Source organism: Kitasatospora sp. NPDC059648, assembly GCF_042734825.1.
In the GTDB taxonomy this organism is placed as follows: Bacteria; Actinomycetota; Actinomycetes; order Streptomycetales; family Streptomycetaceae; genus Kitasatospora.
In genome coordinates, this window is record NZ_JBHWDU010000076.1 from 13,351 (window position 1) to 29,148 (window position 15,798).

Sequence of the window (15,798 nt, forward strand, 5' to 3'; positions counted from 1 at the left end):
AGACGGTGGCGACGGCCCAGGCCAGCGGCCGTGCGCCGCTGCGGCGGCGTGCACGTGGCCAGGCGCTGCGGCGCAACCGGGGTGGAGTGGCCGGGGCGGGTTCGCCGGATGCCACCGGCGGCCGGGCCCGGGGCAGGGCGATGCCGGGGCCGGGGTCCAGGAGCGCTTCGAGACGGGCCCCGCCTCGGGCCGGGGCCTGGCGGCACAAGGCCAGAGCGGGCAGGCGCCCGGGCTGCGAGGGGCGCTCTCCACCAAAGCGACGCACCGGGTGCACGTCGACAGCCGGGGCGCCATGCCGCCGTACTCCACCGCCACGCCCCGTCCGTGCTCGCTGCCCTGGTCCTCATGGACCGTACGGGGGCGCGGACGCCGGACGGGAAGGGTCACGGCGTAAGGTCCGCCACCCGCTACCCGGCCCGGCGCAACGGCCAGCGGGTCCACCATGCCCCGGCAGGACGCGGCCCGGAACAGCGACTGAAGCGACCGAGGCAGCCGAAGCGGCTTGGGGGCGGGGCGGGCCGGCGGGGTCCTCCGGGGATCTCGGGGTCCGGATGGACAACGGCCAGGCCGAGCAGGAAGTGCGCAGCCCGGCGGGCAGGTCATGCAGTTCGGCCACCAATTCCTTCGTCAGCCCGCCGCAGTGCTCCTGTTGGGCGTCCTTCTTGGGTGCGGGGCCGGGCAATAGGGGGGAGGGGTGGAGGCGGCCGGGCTTCTGCCATGACACCGGCCGCCCGAGGCCGCCCGGCCCGGAGACGGCACGGGGGGGGATATGCCGGACTCACGGTTACGGACGGCCTGGGTGCGCCCATCGGTGCACCCGACTACATTCAACGAGCCGAGCGAGGCGGGGTCACGTCCGGGTCGAGGGGGAACACTTGGTCGGCTCCGGTGATCTCCAGCAACCGCGCCACCCGCTGCGAGGGCTGGGCGAGATGGACGACGGTGCCCTGGCGGTCGGCCTGGATTCGGGTCCGCAGCAGCGCGTTCAGCCCGGCCGAGTCGATGAACGTCACCTCGTGCAGGTCGAGCAGCAGCATCGGCGGCACCGGCCGGGCGGCCAGGGCGCGGTGCGCGGCGTGGTTGAAAACCGGGACCTGGTCCATGTCCAGCTCTCCCGCGCAGGCCAGGACCGGCCCGGCCAGACTGTCCCGGGCCGTGACCGTGCACCCGGTGGTGTCGCCGATCGCAGCGCTCCCCTCCGGCTGCCGTTTCCGTGGCATGACCACTGCAGGACGGGGCTATGCGGACCCGCACCAGTGCGTCGGCGGTGGCCGAAAAGGGGGGAAGGTGTTGCGCGTGGCTCCCTGCCCGGGCCGTCGGCCACGGCTACGGCTACGGCTACGGCTACGGCTACGGTGAAGCTGGCTCCAACCGGCCACGCGCCGGGGGACCGCTTCGGGTCCCCCGGCGCAGCCGTTGGCGGCACTGCCGTCCCCGGCCCGGCCGTGCCGGGATCAGCTGCGGGTGCAGGTGCGGGCGTGACGCGCTCGCTGACCGTTCCTCCGGGCCCCCGTCGTGGCCCTACGCGGTCGGCCCCGGTGGGCGGATGAGGGCGCGGTCGCGGCCACGACCAACGCCAGCACGAGCGGACCCAGCAGCAACATCATCGACACGGTCATCCACGCCTCCCACGGATCGTCGAGCAGGGCGTTGGTCCCTGTGTCCTGCCCCGCATCGCGGACACCATGCCGACCACGTTCATACCGCCCGCAGCCGGTAGGGCACCCGGCGCGGCGGTCAGGACGTCGTGGGCAGCCGGGGTCATTGGCGTAGACGGGGTTCGGCTCGCGTTCATACTGCGACAGGGCAAGGCTCACGGTAGACGGGATGATGACCCAGGACACTTTGCCCTGCCGGTAGGACTGGCGCAGCGCCCGCCCGACGGCCTGGACGATGTCGATCACGCTGGACTTGGGGTCGGCGGAGCAGACGGCGTCGACTGCGGCGACGTCGATGCCCTCGGTGAGCAGCCGGCTGTTGCAGAGGATGCCGCGCTGCCGAGGGCAGGATCTGCGCGTTGTTGCCGGGATTGGTCTCGCCAACCGGAACGACACCGGCTGGGACGCCGCGAGCCGCCCCTTGCCCGGGGCGGGCACCGTCTGCCCGGCGGCCGCCGCACTGGCCGTGGCCGAGCGGACGGGGGCGCTGGCCGAGGCGCTATTCTTTCGGCTTCACCACAAGCTGATCATGTGTTAGACGGGGGATTCATCGTGATGCTCAACACCAGGAGACTGCTCTCCACCGCTCTCATCGCCACGGCCGCATGCGGCCTCGCCGCCTGCGGGCCGGACAACTCGGGCGACTCCACCGGCTCCTCGACCGGCGCCCCCAGCGCCGTACCCACCGTCGCCGCCACCGGTACCGCTGCGGGTGCCGCCAAGCCCGCGCCGAGCGGCAAGCCGTCCGCGGGCACCGACGACGGGCCGCAGGGCATCTGCACCCACGAGCCGCTGCCGGCTGGCCAGAAATGGGTCATCCCGACCAAGGGCACCTCGGCCACCGCCCTGGTCTACCAGGACGTCAAGGACGAGTGCGGCGTCAACGCCGTGCAGTTCACGCCGACCGGCGCCGCCAAGACCGCGTCCTTCGCACCCACGGCCAAGGGCCACCTGAACTCGGTCGTGGTGGCACCGAAGGAGGTCGACGTCGCCGGGCTCGTCAAGCACATCAACGAGTGCATCGCCACGCCGCATGACAACAAGGGCTCCTACCCCTGCCAGAACAACTACTTCCGCGTGACGCTCGATGCCTCGGGCAAGGTCGTCGACATGTTCGAGCGCGCCGAATCCTGACCCGAACCGGCCCGCGCCCCGACCGCCCCGGCGGGGCGCGGGCCGATCTTTCGCTCGTTGGGCATTTACTGATCGTTTCAAAATGAGTTGAGCTGCACTCTTGTGCTCGACGATCTTGGTAGGCAAGCTGTCCGAGTGCATGTTGATCTTGTGCCGGATGACCTGTGGGAGCAACTGACTCCGCTGCTGCCGCCCGCTCCCGAACGGCGCCACCGCCACCCTGGGCGACTACGGGTCCCGGACCGGGCGGCCCTGGCCTTGCGCAGCAGCGCGGCACGGTAGTAGTCGAGGTAAGCGAGCACCAGCTCGCGGGGGTCGGTCAAATGGTCCGGCGGCTCAGCTGCAGGCTCTGGCGAAACGATCACGCGTCGGACGGTAGCGCCGCGCGGGCTCAGCAGACCACTCAATCTCGCCGGGCCGACGGGCTTCCCACGGTTCTGGGCTATGCCGTGCAGCCACCGCACGATCTTCAAGAGTCAACACAACCCCCGATGATCACGCGATGCCCGTGCCCGTTCCCTGCCGGGTCCGCGACAAGATCGCGAACCCGGACTGAGGTGTCAGGAGCGATCGAACAGAGTGACTAGTTCTCCCAGGTCAGAGCCGGTACGTGTGACCAAAGTTGCCCGGCCATCAGGCTCGGCTCAGGCATGGTGCCCGGGGCGGCCAGTGCTCACCTACGCAGCCAACAAGCGGACGAGCGCATCGGCCAGGCCTCGCAGGAAGCCGAGGTGGACCGACGCGTCATAGCGTCTCGCTCCGAACGCGGCCGGTGACGTCCTGTCGCACGCGGGCCCGGTAGCGCAGCGGCGACTCGCCGACGACCCGTTTGAACGCCGTACTGAAGGCGCTCTCCGAGCCGTAACCCAACTCCTCGGCGAGCGCCGCGACGCGGGCGTCACCGTCCCGAAGCGCGCGCTGGGCGAGCAGCATGCGCCACCGTCCCAGGTAGGTCAGCGGTGGCACACCGGCCGCCTCCCGGAACCGCTCGGCGAAGGTCGTCCGGGACATCGCGGCGGCCCGTGCCAATTCCTCGAGCCCCCAGGGGCGCCCGGGGCGGCCGTGCAGCAGGTCGAGGGCGGGACGGAGGCGCTCGTCGACGAGCAGCCGCAGCCAGCCGGACGGTAGCGCGCACTGGTCGACATAGGACCGCAACAGCTCCAGCAGGAAGAGCTGACCGTACTGCCGGATCGCGAAGGCCGAACCGAGCCGCTGCGCGGTCGCCTCGTCGAAGAGACGCAGCAGGGCGGCGAGGAGCCGGTCGCCGTCACCGGCCGACCTGATGTGGGCCAGTGGCGGAAGTGATTCGAGGAGGAGCGTTCTTCCGGCTTCGTTCAGACTGACGCAGCCGCCGATGACGATGTCGTCGGCGTCGCGGTCGGAGCGCGTGAAGCGGTCGGTGGAGAAGTCGGATTCCGGCTGCACCTCCTGGCGGGGTTCGGCGCCGGCCTCGAACGCGACCCAGGAGCGGCCGGTGAGGATCGCCACGTCACCCGCCACGAGGTCGACCGGTTCGTCGATCCCGTCGGTGGTAAGGCGAGCCCGACCGCTGACGAGCGCGAAGAACTTGACCGGGTCGGAGAGCGGTCCGCGGCCCCACCATCCGCCGCGGGCCGCGATGCCGCCGGTGAGGACACCGCGGACCTCGACGAGATCGAGTGCCTCGGAGAGTCGGTCGGGGGTCATGTCCGTACTCTCGCTCAAAAAATCGGGACTCACAAGTATTCATCGTCCAGCCGTTCCCCGGCAGGCTGGTGGCAGTACCCCGCCAACGGACCTCAGGAGAGAACATGCGTTACCGCGGCCTCGGCAAGACCGGGATCAAGGTGAGCCCCTACGCTCTCGGCGCCATGATGTTCGGTGCCCTCGGCAACCCCGACCACGACGACTGCGTCCGCATCATCCACCGCGCCCTGGACGCCGGCATCAACCTCATCGACACGGCCGACATGTACGCGCACGGCGAGTCGGAGGAGATCGTCGGCCGTGCGCTGAAGGGCCGTCGGGCCGACGTCGTGCTCGCGACGAAGGCACGGAACCCGATGAGCGACGAGCCGAACCACCAAGGCGCGTCCCGGCGTTGGCTGGTGCGCGCGTTGGAGGACTCGCTGCGTCGCCTCGATACCGACTACGTCGACGTCTACCAGATTCACCGCCCGGACCCCGACACCGACATCGAGGAGACGCTCGGGGCTCTCACCGACCTGCAGCGAGCCGGCAAGATCCGCGCCTTCGGCACCTCGGCCATGCCAGCCTCCGAGCTCGTCCGCGCCCACTGGGTTGCCGAGCGGCGCGGCCTCGCCCGGCCGCGTACCGAGCAACCGGTGTACTCGATCCTCAACCGGGGCATCGAGCGCGAGGTGCTCCCGGTGGCGCAGGAGTTCGGCATGGGCACACTGGTCTGGTCGCCGCTCGGCGGCGGGCTGCTGACCGGACGCTACCGGAAGGGCCAGCAGGCCGCGACGCACCGCTCGCAGTACGGCTTCCAGCACCTCAAGGACGACCGGCGGCTCGACGTCGTCGAACAGCTCATCCCGCTCGCCGAAGAGGCGGGCATGCCGCTGACCCATCTGGCGATGGGCTTCGTGCTCGCTCACCCCGGCGTCACATCCGCGCTTCTCGGACCGCGGACCATGGCACACCTGGACGATCTGCTCGCGGGCGCCGAGGTCACGCTCTCGGACGACGTCCTGAACCGGATCGACGCCATCGCGCCGCCCGGCACGGACACGGGCACGCTCGACATGGCCTACCAGCCGCCGGCCGTCCGCCAGCGGGAACTGAGGCGTCGGCCGCCGGTCGAACGTGCAGCGGCGTGACAACAGTGCCTCGGCACAGCGCGGTGCGGACAGCGTCAGCCCCGACAGCCCCAGCGTTTGCCGGCGCCGGAAGGGCTCCTGCCCGCCGCGCTCGTGGGCGCCGGCCGGCGGTGCTGTTGTTCGCCGCGGGCGCGCATTTCGAGGTCCTGGGATGCGCGCCCGCGCGGACTACGGAAGGGGGGAGCCGCAGTTGCTTGACCCCGTAGCGGACCGCAGCCATGACAGAACAGATCGTCCCTGAGACGACAGCCGGCGGTCCGCGTGATATCGCCTCGGCTTCCTCGGAGGCCTGCGCCTGGCGCGCTGGGGCTGGGCGCGGTGGGCGCGCAGCTCGGTGATGCGGCTCACGACCCGAGCGGAGTGCATGGCCTGGCCCAGGCGATCAGGTGTACGCGAAGGCTCCGGGCGCGGTTGTGGTGCCGCCCGCCGTCGTCACGGTGACGTTCGCCGGGCCAGGGGCGGCCGCGGGGGGAGTGATGGCGGCGATCCGGGTGTTGGAGATGATCCCGAAGGCGGCCGCGACCCCGCCGATCGTCACCGACTGGGTGGACGCGAGCTCGGTGCCGACGATCAGGACCGGATCGCCGCCGGCCGTCGAACCTGAGGAGGGGGTCACGGAGGTGATGCCGGGCGGCCCCACGTAGGTGAAGGTGGAGTGTCCGTAGGAGTTGCTGCGCGTGACGACGGTGACCGGCACGGGGCCGGCTGTCTGCGCGGGCGGCACCGTCACGGTGACCTTGTCGTCCAGGACGGACGACGGGGTGACAGCGACGGTGCCAAAGCGCACCGATGTGGTGGTGATCAGGCCCCGGCCGGTCACGGTCAGGATGCCGCCCCCGGTCAGCGGACCCGAGGTCGGGCTGGTCCCGGTCAGCACCGAGTCCGGGAGGTAGTAGAAGCGGCCTACGGCCCGGGTGGTGAGCTGCCCGAGGGTGGCCTCGATCTCGACATCGGTGACCAGGCGCGGCGAGACGGCCAGGATCTCCTGGTCGTTGAGGACCGTGAAGGAGGCAGCCGGCTGGCAACCGAAGCGCACGGCGGTGGTGTCGCCCAGCCCTTCCCCGATGATGTTCACCGCCGTCCCACCCGACACGGGCCCCACGTCCGGGTACGCACCGGGCGGCCGGGGCAGCACGCGCACGGTCTCGTCGCCGTTGTTGACCACGTAGACGTCGAGGTCGTCCGGGGTGACCACCAGCCAGGACGGCGCGTGGAAGCCCGCCACCGTGTCTACGATCTCGTTCCTGACGAGGTCGATGGTGGAGACGCTGTCATCGCCGTCGCACGCCACGTACGCGAGCAGCCCGTCGTGGCTGACCGCCACGCCGAAGGGAATGGACAGCCCCGTGACCGTGTGCACGACGGTGTGCGTGGCGGTGTCGATGACGTCCAGTCTGTTGCCGCCGTACTCCGTCACATAGACGCGTTGTCCGTCGGGTGAGGGCGTCACTGCTCGGGGGAAGAGGAACCCGGGGAGAGTCGCGATGACGGTGAGGGTGGCGGTGTTGATGACCGTGACCGCGTTCGCGCCTTCCTCGGTGACGTAGAGCTGCGTCCCGTCGGGTGTGGCCGCCACATTGCGCGGACCGGTGCCCACCGGTACCGAGGTGACGAGCGTGTTGGTGGCCGTGCTGATCACATCTACCCGGTTCCCCCCTGGCTGGCCACATAGAGCCGGGAGCCGTCGGGTGACACCGTAAGACCGAGGGGCTTGTCCAGCCCTGGGACGCTGGCGGTGACCCGGTGGGTGGTGGTGTCGATGACCGCTACCGTGTCGGATCCGAAACCGGCCACATAGGCGCGCAGCCCGTCCGGGGCGACCGTGACGCCCCACGGCCCGCTGGTCACACCGATCGTGGCGATGACACTGCGGGTGGTCGTATCGATCACGCTGACGCTGCTGCTCCCGAAGTTGGTCACGTAGACGTGCCGACCGTCCGGGGTGATCGCCGCCACGATGGGGGCGTGCCCCACCGGTATCTCATCCGTCACCAGCGGCTCATTCGCCTCCATGACAACCCCCCGGCTCCGGGGCGCCGCCCGTACGGGCGGCCGAGGCATTGGTGAAATCGGTGCAGCGGACGGGGATCGAAGTGCCTCCCGCTGGAGCACGTTGGATGGTGTTGCTGACGATGATCACTACCGGAACCATGACGCTCTCTCCCTCCCCGAATTTTCTGCCCCCTGGTCGCGACGGCCTGGGTGTCGGAGATCGCCGCGAACGAGGCCAGGACGCCGCAGGTCACCGCGTCGGTGTAGGTGAGGTTGCTGCCGCACAGCACGACCGCCTCGCCGCCGAGATCAGAGCCGTGGGAGGGGGTGAGGCTGGTCAGGACGGGGGCCATGAGGCTCTTCTCCTTCTCCTGATGCCCGGGAGACGGTGTTCCCTGGCCTGTGGTTGTCGGCACAGGCACCGGGACGTCGCCGCCCGCCACGCGCCGCGGGCGGGCGGGCGGGCGGCGACTCGGTGGTCGTGCGGTCCGTGCCTGGCCGTCCCTGACGGTCAGACGATCGTGAAGGGCTCGGCGTTGGAGTTGCCGCCGCAGGTGTGGACCGTGATACTTCCGACCCCGGTGGCGAGTCCGCCGGGCACGGTGGCGACGAGCTGGGTGTCGCTGACGGGGGTGAAAACCGCGGTGGCGGTGGCGGCGGCGCTGTCGGTGAAGGTGACGGTGTCGACGTTGACGAAACCGGTGCCGTTGACGGTGATCTGGTCCCCCGCAGTACCCGATGCGGGCAGCACCGAGGTGATGGTCGGCGCGAGGTAGTAGTCGATCTGGGTGGTGCCCGAGGTACTGGTGCCGCCGGCGGTGGTGATGGTCAACGGCTGGGTCGAGACCGTGGTGACCTGGCCCGGGTTGGCCGGCGCGGTGAAGGTGACCTGGCCCGCCTGGGTGGGGGCGACCGCCACGGTACCGACGGTGCCCACCGCGACGTGCGTGCCGGTGAGGAAGTTGGTGCCGAACAGCGTGACCGCACCGCCGGTGGCGGCCGGCAGGCAGGTGACGTTCGTCCCCGTGGTGGTCGGTGTGGCGATGACGAAGAACGGCAGCGCGTTGCTGGTGGCGCCGCTGCTGCTGGTGACGCTGACCGAGACCTGGCCGGAGCACGGCGCCGAGCTGGGCACCACGAAGGTGACCTGGGTGGCGGTGACAGTCGTCGGAGTGACCGTCGCCGCACCGAAGTTCACCCTCGTCGTGGTGGACAGAGAGGTGCCGTTGATCTGGACGGTGTCCCCGGCCTTGCCCTGGTTGGTGGTGGTCGTCGTGTCCACCAGCGAAGTGATGGTTGCCATGATCTTTCTCCTTCGAACGGTGCCTGCCGCCCTGCCGCGAGTGAGCAGGAGCAAGCGGATGGATGACGCGGCCAAGCAGCCGCATGGGCAGCCCCCGTGGGCGCAGCGGGGGCGGGAGGACATGTGAAGGCCGTTGCCTCAGGGCGCCTGGGCGGGTGGTCCTGTGTGAGGCGACGAGGCGCCACCTCACGGGGCGCCGTCAACCTCGCTCAACTTCGTGGTTGCAGCGCGGTCGGAGCAGACATGGGCGCGTTCGCCCACTGCGCCAGGAACCCGTCGCGGAAGAGGACAAGTTGAATGCCCTGGGTTTTCAGCATGGGGCGGTCAAAGGGGCGGTGGCGGCGAAGTTGTTCGGGGCGTTGCCGGCCACGATGCTGGCGAGCAGCGTGATGGAGCCCGCGTTCCGGTAGATGCCGCCGCCGTTGACGCTGGCGGTGTTACCGGTGACGCTGCTGGCGGTCATCGTCAGCGCGGTGTCGGTGTAGATGCCGCCGCCGTACGAGGCGTGGCTGCCCCGGACGGCGCTCGAGGTGATGGTCAACGACCCGCCGAGGTTGGCGATGCCGCCGCCCGCGCCGAGGGCGGCGTCACCGTTGCTGATCGTGACCGTGCCCAAGGTGAGCTGCCCGTGGGCAAACGGGAATTCCTAGGGCCTGTCCACTGGCTGTAGGTGCAAAACGGCGCAAGGATCAGGTCACCGCCCCCGCGGCGTTGGCTTCGTCGACGGCATTGACCAACGCCGTCTCGCTGCACGGCACGACCACCACTTGCGCCGAACCCACGGCATCTGCGGGTGCTGCCGCAGCGGTGAGCAAGAGCCCGCCGACCGCGCCGGATCCGGCCAGTAATCGAAATATGTTGATGGCTCGCACAACGCCCCCTTGGACGTATGAGCCACCCTCATCAGCCGATGCACCGCGAGAGCGCGTCGGCCGACGGCTTCCTCCGGTGGGTGCCCTCGCGAACCCGCGCCAGTATGCGCAGGCAGATGCCAGCTGCGTTCCCCAGCGGAGGGATGGGCAGCCCACCTGGTCGAATACCACAAGTAAGCCATCAGGGCTGCGTACGAACAAGAGCTTTGACGGTTCGCCACCCATTCAGCGGAGCGCACACGAGTGTCTAAAGACTTCTTCGGGGCGGACGGGCCCCACGCCGGAGGCCGTCTCGGGTGAGCTGGGGACTGGGTGCTTGTGCACTGATCGCCTGTGCCGGTCGTTGTACCGGGCATGACGGTTGCGGAACGGAACTGGTGGACGCTGGCGCGGGTGCGCTTCCTGGAGGAAGTCGATGTCGGGGCGGTGCATCCACGGCGCCGGCGGGTCTTCCGACTGGGGGAAGAGGAGGTGATGGTCCAATGGGGCCTCGCCGGACGGCGGGTGGACCGGGGCACCTGGTGGACCAGCATGGACATCAACGGTGCGTACATCGTGATGTCCACCTCGGTCGAGGTCCTCGAAGTACTCGAGGAACAGCCGCCCACCAGTTGGTGAACCGGCGGCCGGCGCAAAGCCCCCCGGCAATGGCCTGGGCGACGCCGGTGCCGGCTTCTCGTAGCCGCACGGCCCGCTGCGACACACGTGGCATCCCATCGACTCGCTACCTCGAAGTGATCGGATCAGGGCATTTAATGATGTTTTGTCCTGATTTTTTGTCAGGCGCCCTGTCATCCCCGCGCCTTGTAGCGTGAGGGGCGCAGGGCGCTTCGCTGTGAGGAGAGGTGAACCCGCGGATGAGTGCCCGTACTCGCGGACAAGGCGATCTGCCGTGGTACCAGGTCAGCCGTCACCGGCCCGTGGCCGTGTTCAACACGGCCACGGCCGGTGGGACGACCCCGGTCCGAACCGCCGTCGCGTCCGCCCCGATCGGCTCGGGTGGACGACGTGCAGAGCGCGGCGTGGGGGCGGTATCGATGGGGGGCGCGCTGCTGTCCGGCATGGCGCTGCTGGCGGCTGCGGCTCCACCGGTGGCCGCCGCGCCGGTGGGGGCCGTGCCGGTGCGGGCGCAGCGGGCTGACCCGTCGCAGACCTTCACCTTCACCGGCGCTTCGCAGACCCTGACGGTCCCGGCGGGGGCGGTGGTGACGATCACCGCGGACGGCGCGGGTGGCGCCGACAACACCGGCACCGCCTGTACCGTCACGGGGACGGGCGGGACGGGCGCGCAGGTCGTGACCACCCTGCCGCAAACCACCGCCCCGACGACGTTCACCATCGACGTCGGCGGTACCGGCGGCAAAGGCTGCAACGGCACCGGGACGGGGGGTGCCGGGGGGTTCAACGGCGGCGCCCCGGGTGGGGGCGGCGCGGGCAGTGGTGCCCATTTCGAAGGTCCGGGTGGGGGCGGAGCCTCCAGCGTCAGCGCGGGCGGCTCCTTGCTGGTGGTCGCCGGGGGCGGCGGTGCCGCCGGCGGCACCGGAGCCGGCTCTGCGGGAGGGAACGGGGGCAACGGCGGAACAGCGGACGGCACCGGCGGTACCGCGGGAAGTGCCACCGGCCCTGGGGCTTCGCCGGGGCAGGGCGGGGACGGTGGCAGCACCACCACCAGCACCGGTGGCGCCGGCGGGGCCGCCGGCACCGCCGCATTCTGTGCGGCCACGCATGGCGGGCCGGGAGGCGGGTTCACCGGTGCCGCGGTCGGCACCGGCGGCACCGGCGGCACCTTCGACGGCGGCTGCACCTCCACTACCGGTGCCGGTGGGGGCGGCGGGGGCGGATACTTCGCCGGCGGGGGCGGCGGCAGCGCCACCGTCAACAGCAACGGCACCTCGGCGGGCGGGGGTGGAGGCGGTGGGGGCAGCAGCTTCGCCACCCCCACGGGTATCCCCACGTCCTACGCGCCGTCGACGATCGGGACGGCGAACCACAACGGCCAGGTGACCATCTCCTACACGGTCCCGTCCTTGACCATCACCAAGACCCACACCAGGCACTTCACCCAGGGGCGGGACGGCACCTACACCATCACCGTCGGCAACGCCGCCGGAGCCGCCCCGACCGACGGCACCACGGTCACCGTGTACGACACCCTCCCCGACGGGCTCAGAGCCGACAGCATCAGCGGCACGGGATGGAACTGCACCCTGAACAACCTCACCTGCACCCGCAGCGACGTCCTTGCCGCCGGAAGCAGCTACCCGCCCATCACCCTGGAGGTCGACGTCTCCTGCAGCGCCCGCGACCAGGTGACGAACACCGTCACCGCCATCGGCGGCGGCGACACCGCCAACCACATCGCCTCCGACCCCACCAGGATTAAGCGCCACGACCGCCACGAGCGCTGCGAGCGCCACGAGCACTGGTAGACCGACCGACCCGGACCAGTAGACCGACCCGGACCAACGGCGGGGCCGTCCGCACGACGGCCCCGTAGGAAGCTGCCCACCGTATCGCGCCGGTCGGCGCGATACGGGGAGGTCTCCGCGGTCTTCTTCGCGGGCGCCGCCTTCTTCGCCGCGGGCTGCTTCGCACGTGCCGGCAGTCCGGCCAGGGCCTGCAGCCACGGCGTAGAACTGCGCGACGTTGGTCGCAGACTGCTCGGGGGTGAGGGTGGTGTCGAAGACCCGGTCGACGGGGGTGCGGAAGCGGTCCTTCAAGTCCTTGGGCAGGCCGAGGAGTTCGGCGATGAGCCGGATCGGCAGCGGGTCAACCGACCCAATGAGGCCGGTCGATCCGACGCTGTGTCGGGTTGGCCTGCCTGATTGCGTTGCGGGACGCTTTCGGGCCCTCTGCGTGGTCACAGAGGGCCCGATGCGGTCTCCCTGGTCGAGCAAAGTTTCGGGGTAGGGGTGGATCAGTTGCCCGGCGTGATGGTGGGCAGGTAGCCCTTGGGTCCAGTCGCGGGGTTGCGGAGCGTGTCGCGGCTGGAGGGTCGGCGGGCAGCTTGGGCGATCTGGAAGAAGCGGAGCGGGACTGGGCGGCGACGCCGCAGATGCGGCGAGTGCGGCTGCGTTCGATGGTCTCGTGGCTCCTGAGGTAGCCGTTGAAGTGCTCGACGCGGTTGCGCAGGCGGAAATGGAAATAGTGGTGGACTCAAGCAAGCCGTCCGTGGTCGAGTGCCTGCCAGAAGTGGATGTCGGCCTCGCGGGCGAAGGTGAGGAACTCACGGCGGCAGACCTGAGGCGCTGGCGTACATCTCCCCTGTCCGCAGCTCGGCGGTCAACTTCTACGGGGGAGATCACCGTCAACTGTGAACGCAGACTCGCCTGGCTCGACGATCGCGGGCACCGGCCGCTGCGCAGGCGCGGTACCGGTGCCCGGCCACGGTCGACATCCGGCAGCCCCAGTACGGTCGTTCCCGTCGGCCTGGAGGAATGGGGCTGCATCGGGCGCTGAACGCTGCCGGGCATCTCACGTCCCTCCCAGCCCGGCGGCGTGCGTTGCGCCAAGTGGGTGATTGGCAGTCATATGCCTTGTTTCAACGGCGGTTGGATGACTCACTTGTGGTGTCCGATCAGGGGGCTGCCCATCCCTCCGTTGGGGAAGGCAGCCCATCGGTATGTGGTGGTGCGTGCCTGTCACAGGCCCTCGAAGGCGCCCATCGGAGGAGGCTGTCGGCCGACGTGCTTTCCCAGCGCACGGGCTGACGAGGGTGGCTCAGGCGTCCGGGGAGGCGTTCTTGCGAGCCATCAACATACTTCGAGTGCTGTTCGGGACCGGTGCTGTCGGTGCGCTCACCCTCACCGCCCCGGCGGCACACGCGCAGACCGCACGTGCGGCGTACACGGTGATCGTGCCGTGCAGCGAAGCCGCGTTGGTCAGCGCCGTCAACGCGGCCAACGCCGCCGGTGGCGGTGCCCTGATCCTGGCACCCTTTTGCACGTATTCCCTCACCAGCGCCCACAGTTCGGGTGGGGCCGGCGGACCGGCGGGGCTGCCGAACATCACCACGTCGATCACCATGACCGGGCTGGCCACCCAGATCACCCGCGCGCCCGGTGCGCCCGCGTTTCGCATCATCGAGGTGGACGGGCCCTCGCACCTGCCCGCCGACAACGGCCAGCTCGCCTTGACCGCGGTCGCCATCAGCAACGGTGACGCCGGTTTCGGGGTGGGCGGCGGCATCGCCGACCTCGGCGGGTCGGTCGTCCTGATCGGCGGGGGTGTCAGCAACAGCCGTGCCTCGTTCGGCGGCGGCATCTACACCGACACCGCACTGACGATGACCACCAGCAGCGTCACCGGCAACACCGCCACGGTCGACGGTGGCGGCATCTACCAGAACGCCGGCTCCGTCGCGCTGGTGGGCACCAACGCCTCCGGCAACACCCCGGACAACTGCGCCGCCACCCCGCCCCTGACCGCGCTCTGCTGAAGCCCGACGGCGGCATCCCGGGACACTCCCGCCCACCCACCCGGGCGGCAGTCAGGTCGACGGCGCGGGGGAACCACGCCGCCCGCACCACATTCCCGTCCCCGCCCCCGCCGGGCCAGCGACTTCCGGCAGCGCTGCGAGCCCTGCCCCGTGACTGCCGGAACCCGGTCATGCCCTGTGCGACGGACCGTCGATTCGCCGGCTCCGGCGCACTGGGCAGCAGTGTCATCCGCAACAGCAAGGGAGACCAGTCATGGCACCCGTCATCACCTCCATCTCGCCCACCTCGGGCCACTCCGGCCAGACCATGACCATCACCGGCACCGGTCTGGGGAGCCTGAGCACCACCAAGGTGAACATCGGCACCAAAACGGTCACGCCCACCACGGCCAGCAACACCTCCGTCACCTTCCCCATCCCGTCGGGGTGCAGCGGCCAGGCCAACGTCACCGCGACCGTCTCCGGGGTCAACAGCAACAGCAGCGCCTTCTTCTACGTCGCCGCCCCGACGGTCACGTCGCTGACCCCCAGCACCGGCCCCGCCGCGCCCGGCGCCATCGACGTCTTCGGCACCGGTTTCGCGACCGCGACCTCGGTCGCCTTCGACGCGATCGGCACCGCCGTCCCCACCGTCCTGTCGGACAGCCACCTGAGCGTCACCCCTCCGGCCCACGGCGCCTTCACTGGCTGCACCGACGCGGCGGACGTGATCGTCAGCAGCAGCGGCGGCACCAGCTCCCCGATCGGCGCGGCGGGTCAGTTCACCTACTACGCACTGCCGACGGTCACCGGCGTGACGCCCAACACGGGGCCGGCGGGCACCACCGGGGTCATCGTCTCCGGCACCTGCTTCGTCGACGTCAGCTCCGTGACGTTCACCCCGGTCGGCGGTGGCGCGTCCACCCCGGCCAACAACGTCAGCCTCATCGGTGTGGGCAGCCTGACCCTCGACGTGCCCACCCTGGCCGCGGGCACCTACGACATTCAGGTCACCAACCCCGGCGGCACCAGCGCGGCCGTCGCCGCCGACCACTTCACCGTCGTCTAAGCCCCGGGCGAGCCCGAGCACCGAACAGCGGGCAGCACAGTCGCCCCCTACCCGCAGCCCGTCGACTCGGACCCGACGGGCCGCGACGACAGACCCCCTGTGCCCTGGCCGCCCACAGCGGCCTGGGCACCCTCGCCAGCCACGCAAAGGAGCACCCGATGGCTCCGGTCATCAGCAGCATCAACCCCAACCACGGGCCGGCCACGGGGGGCACGGCCGTCACGATCAACGGCAGCGGCTTCACCGGCGCGACCTTGGTGAAGTTCGGAACCGTGCCGGTGTCGTCATTCACGCTGGTCAGCGACAGCCAGATCACCACCATCGCCCCCGCGGGCACCGGTTCGGCCGCTGTCACCGTCACCACGCCACTCGGCGGCACGAGCAACGGCGTCACCTATACCTACGGCACCGTGCCGGTGATCACCAGCCTGAGCCCGGCCTCGGGCACGGCCGGCACCTCGGTGGTCATCAGCGGCTCCGGGTTCACCGGCGCGACATCAGTGCACTTCGGAACCGCCTCGGCGACGTTCACGG

At 70.5% G+C, this 15,798-nt stretch carries 16 protein-coding genes and 1 pseudogene; 9 read left to right on the forward strand and 8 right to left on the reverse strand.

All coding sequences use genetic code 11. The features are described 5' to 3' along the window. Positions 1-827: 827 nt before the first annotated feature. A complete protein-coding gene (locus ACFV1W_RS31540; protein WP_380420669.1) occupies positions 828-1,220 on the reverse strand; it encodes an STAS domain-containing protein in 393 nt (130 codons plus the stop codon). A gap of 234 nt (positions 1,221-1,454) precedes the next feature. After that, on the reverse strand, positions 1,455-1,988 hold the full coding sequence (locus ACFV1W_RS31545; protein ID WP_380420688.1) for a helicase-related protein: 534 nt from the start codon (positions 1,986-1,988) through the stop codon (positions 1,455-1,457). On the opposite strand from ACFV1W_RS31545, the gene ACFV1W_RS31550 reads away from it, so the two are divergent. From ACFV1W_RS31550 to ACFV1W_RS31560, 3 genes and pseudogenes are all read left to right on the forward strand, one after another. Beyond that, on the forward strand, positions 1,894-2,196 hold the full coding sequence (locus ACFV1W_RS31550) for a hypothetical protein (protein WP_380420690.1): 303 nt from the start codon (positions 1,894-1,896) through the stop codon (positions 2,194-2,196). The genes ACFV1W_RS31545 and ACFV1W_RS31550 overlap by 95 nt on opposite strands. Further along, positions 2,190-2,792 (forward strand): hypothetical protein, encoded by a 603-nt coding sequence (locus ACFV1W_RS31555; RefSeq protein ID WP_380420670.1) that lies wholly within the window; start codon positions 2,190-2,192, stop codon positions 2,790-2,792. Before ACFV1W_RS31550 ends, ACFV1W_RS31555 begins: the two co-directional genes overlap by 7 nt. A 102-nt stretch (positions 2,793-2,894) precedes the next feature. After that, positions 2,895-3,050 (forward strand): annotated as a pseudogene (locus ACFV1W_RS31560) (IS5/IS1182 family transposase); the annotation flags it as partial. A 486-nt stretch (positions 3,051-3,536) separates the two neighbouring features. Here ACFV1W_RS31560 and ACFV1W_RS31565 read toward each other — a convergent pair. Next, complete coding sequence (locus ACFV1W_RS31565) at positions 3,537-4,478, reverse strand: AraC family transcriptional regulator (RefSeq protein WP_380420671.1); 942 nt, start codon at positions 4,476-4,478, stop codon at positions 3,537-3,539. Between the two features lie 104 nt (positions 4,479-4,582). On the opposite strand from ACFV1W_RS31565, the gene ACFV1W_RS31570 reads away from it, so the two are divergent. Next, complete coding sequence (locus tag ACFV1W_RS31570; protein WP_380420672.1) at positions 4,583-5,611, forward strand: aldo/keto reductase; 1,029 nt, start codon at positions 4,583-4,585, stop codon at positions 5,609-5,611. 382 nt (positions 5,612-5,993) lie between these two features. Here ACFV1W_RS31570 and ACFV1W_RS31575 read toward each other — a convergent pair whose 3' ends face one another. From ACFV1W_RS31575 to ACFV1W_RS31595, 5 genes are all read right to left on the reverse strand, one after another. Next, positions 5,994-7,250: an IPT/TIG domain-containing protein gene (locus ACFV1W_RS31575; protein WP_380420673.1), complete on the reverse strand. Its 1,257-nt coding sequence runs from the start codon at positions 7,248-7,250 to the stop codon at positions 5,994-5,996. A gap of 2 nt (positions 7,251-7,252) precedes the next feature. Beyond that, the gene (locus ACFV1W_RS31580) at positions 7,253-7,603 is read right to left on the reverse strand and encodes a YncE family protein (RefSeq protein ID WP_380420674.1); all 351 of its coding nucleotides are present in this window, start codon (positions 7,601-7,603) and stop codon (positions 7,253-7,255) included. A gap of 511 nt (positions 7,604-8,114) precedes the next feature. After that, positions 8,115-8,906 (reverse strand): IPT/TIG domain-containing protein, encoded by a 792-nt coding sequence (locus ACFV1W_RS31585; RefSeq protein ID WP_380420675.1) that lies wholly within the window; start codon positions 8,904-8,906, stop codon positions 8,115-8,117. A gap of 310 nt (positions 8,907-9,216) precedes the next feature. After that, on the reverse strand, positions 9,217-9,522 hold the full coding sequence (locus ACFV1W_RS31590; RefSeq protein WP_380420676.1) for a hypothetical protein: 306 nt from the start codon (positions 9,520-9,522) through the stop codon (positions 9,217-9,219). 73 nt (positions 9,523-9,595) lie between these two features. Next, positions 9,596-9,778, reverse strand: a complete 183-nt coding sequence (locus ACFV1W_RS31595; RefSeq protein WP_380420677.1) for a hypothetical protein — start codon at positions 9,776-9,778, stop codon at positions 9,596-9,598. 354 nt (positions 9,779-10,132) lie between these two features. Between ACFV1W_RS31595 and ACFV1W_RS31600 the strand changes: the two genes are divergently transcribed. The 5 genes from ACFV1W_RS31600 to ACFV1W_RS31620 form a co-directional block, all read left to right on the forward strand. Beyond that, on the forward strand, positions 10,133-10,396 hold the full coding sequence (locus tag ACFV1W_RS31600; RefSeq protein ID WP_380420678.1) for a hypothetical protein: 264 nt from the start codon (positions 10,133-10,135) through the stop codon (positions 10,394-10,396). A 419-nt stretch (positions 10,397-10,815) separates the two neighbouring features. Next, entirely contained in the window at positions 10,816-12,207 is a 1,392-nt protein-coding gene (locus ACFV1W_RS31605; protein WP_380420679.1) for a hypothetical protein, read from the forward strand. Between the two features lie 1,337 nt (positions 12,208-13,544). Then, on the forward strand, positions 13,545-14,216 hold the full coding sequence (locus tag ACFV1W_RS31610) for a hypothetical protein (protein WP_380420680.1): 672 nt from the start codon (positions 13,545-13,547) through the stop codon (positions 14,214-14,216). 253 nt (positions 14,217-14,469) lie between these two features. Then, positions 14,470-15,264, forward strand: a complete 795-nt coding sequence (locus tag ACFV1W_RS31615; RefSeq protein WP_380420681.1) for an IPT/TIG domain-containing protein — start codon at positions 14,470-14,472, stop codon at positions 15,262-15,264. 158 nt (positions 15,265-15,422) lie between these two features. Then, positions 15,423-15,798: IPT/TIG domain-containing protein (locus ACFV1W_RS31620; protein ID WP_380420689.1), on the forward strand; the 376-nt coding region annotated here is incomplete at its 3' end.

Bases quoted from the DNA above. Each gene is read 5' to 3' on its own strand.
- ACFV1W_RS31540 (WP_380420669.1), bottom strand. From the start codon at position 1,220: ATGCCACGGAAACGGCAGCCGGAGGGGAGCGCTGCGATCGGCGACACC.
- ACFV1W_RS31550 (WP_380420690.1), top strand. From the start codon at position 1,894: ATGTCGATCACGCTGGACTTGGGGTCGGCGGAGCAGACGGCGTCGACT.
- ACFV1W_RS31565 (WP_380420671.1), bottom strand. From the start codon at position 4,478: ATGACCCCCGACCGACTCTCCGAGGCACTCGATCTCGTCGAGGTCCGC.
- ACFV1W_RS31570 (WP_380420672.1), top strand. From the start codon at position 4,583: ATGCGTTACCGCGGCCTCGGCAAGACCGGGATCAAGGTGAGCCCCTAC.
- ACFV1W_RS31585 (WP_380420675.1), bottom strand. From the start codon at position 8,906: ATGGCAACCATCACTTCGCTGGTGGACACGACGACCACCACCAACCAG.
- ACFV1W_RS31600 (WP_380420678.1), top strand. From the start codon at position 10,133: ATGACGGTTGCGGAACGGAACTGGTGGACGCTGGCGCGGGTGCGCTTC.
- ACFV1W_RS31605 (WP_380420679.1), top strand. From the start codon at position 10,816: ATGGGGGGCGCGCTGCTGTCCGGCATGGCGCTGCTGGCGGCTGCGGCT.
- ACFV1W_RS31615 (WP_380420681.1), top strand. From the start codon at position 14,470: ATGGCACCCGTCATCACCTCCATCTCGCCCACCTCGGGCCACTCCGGC.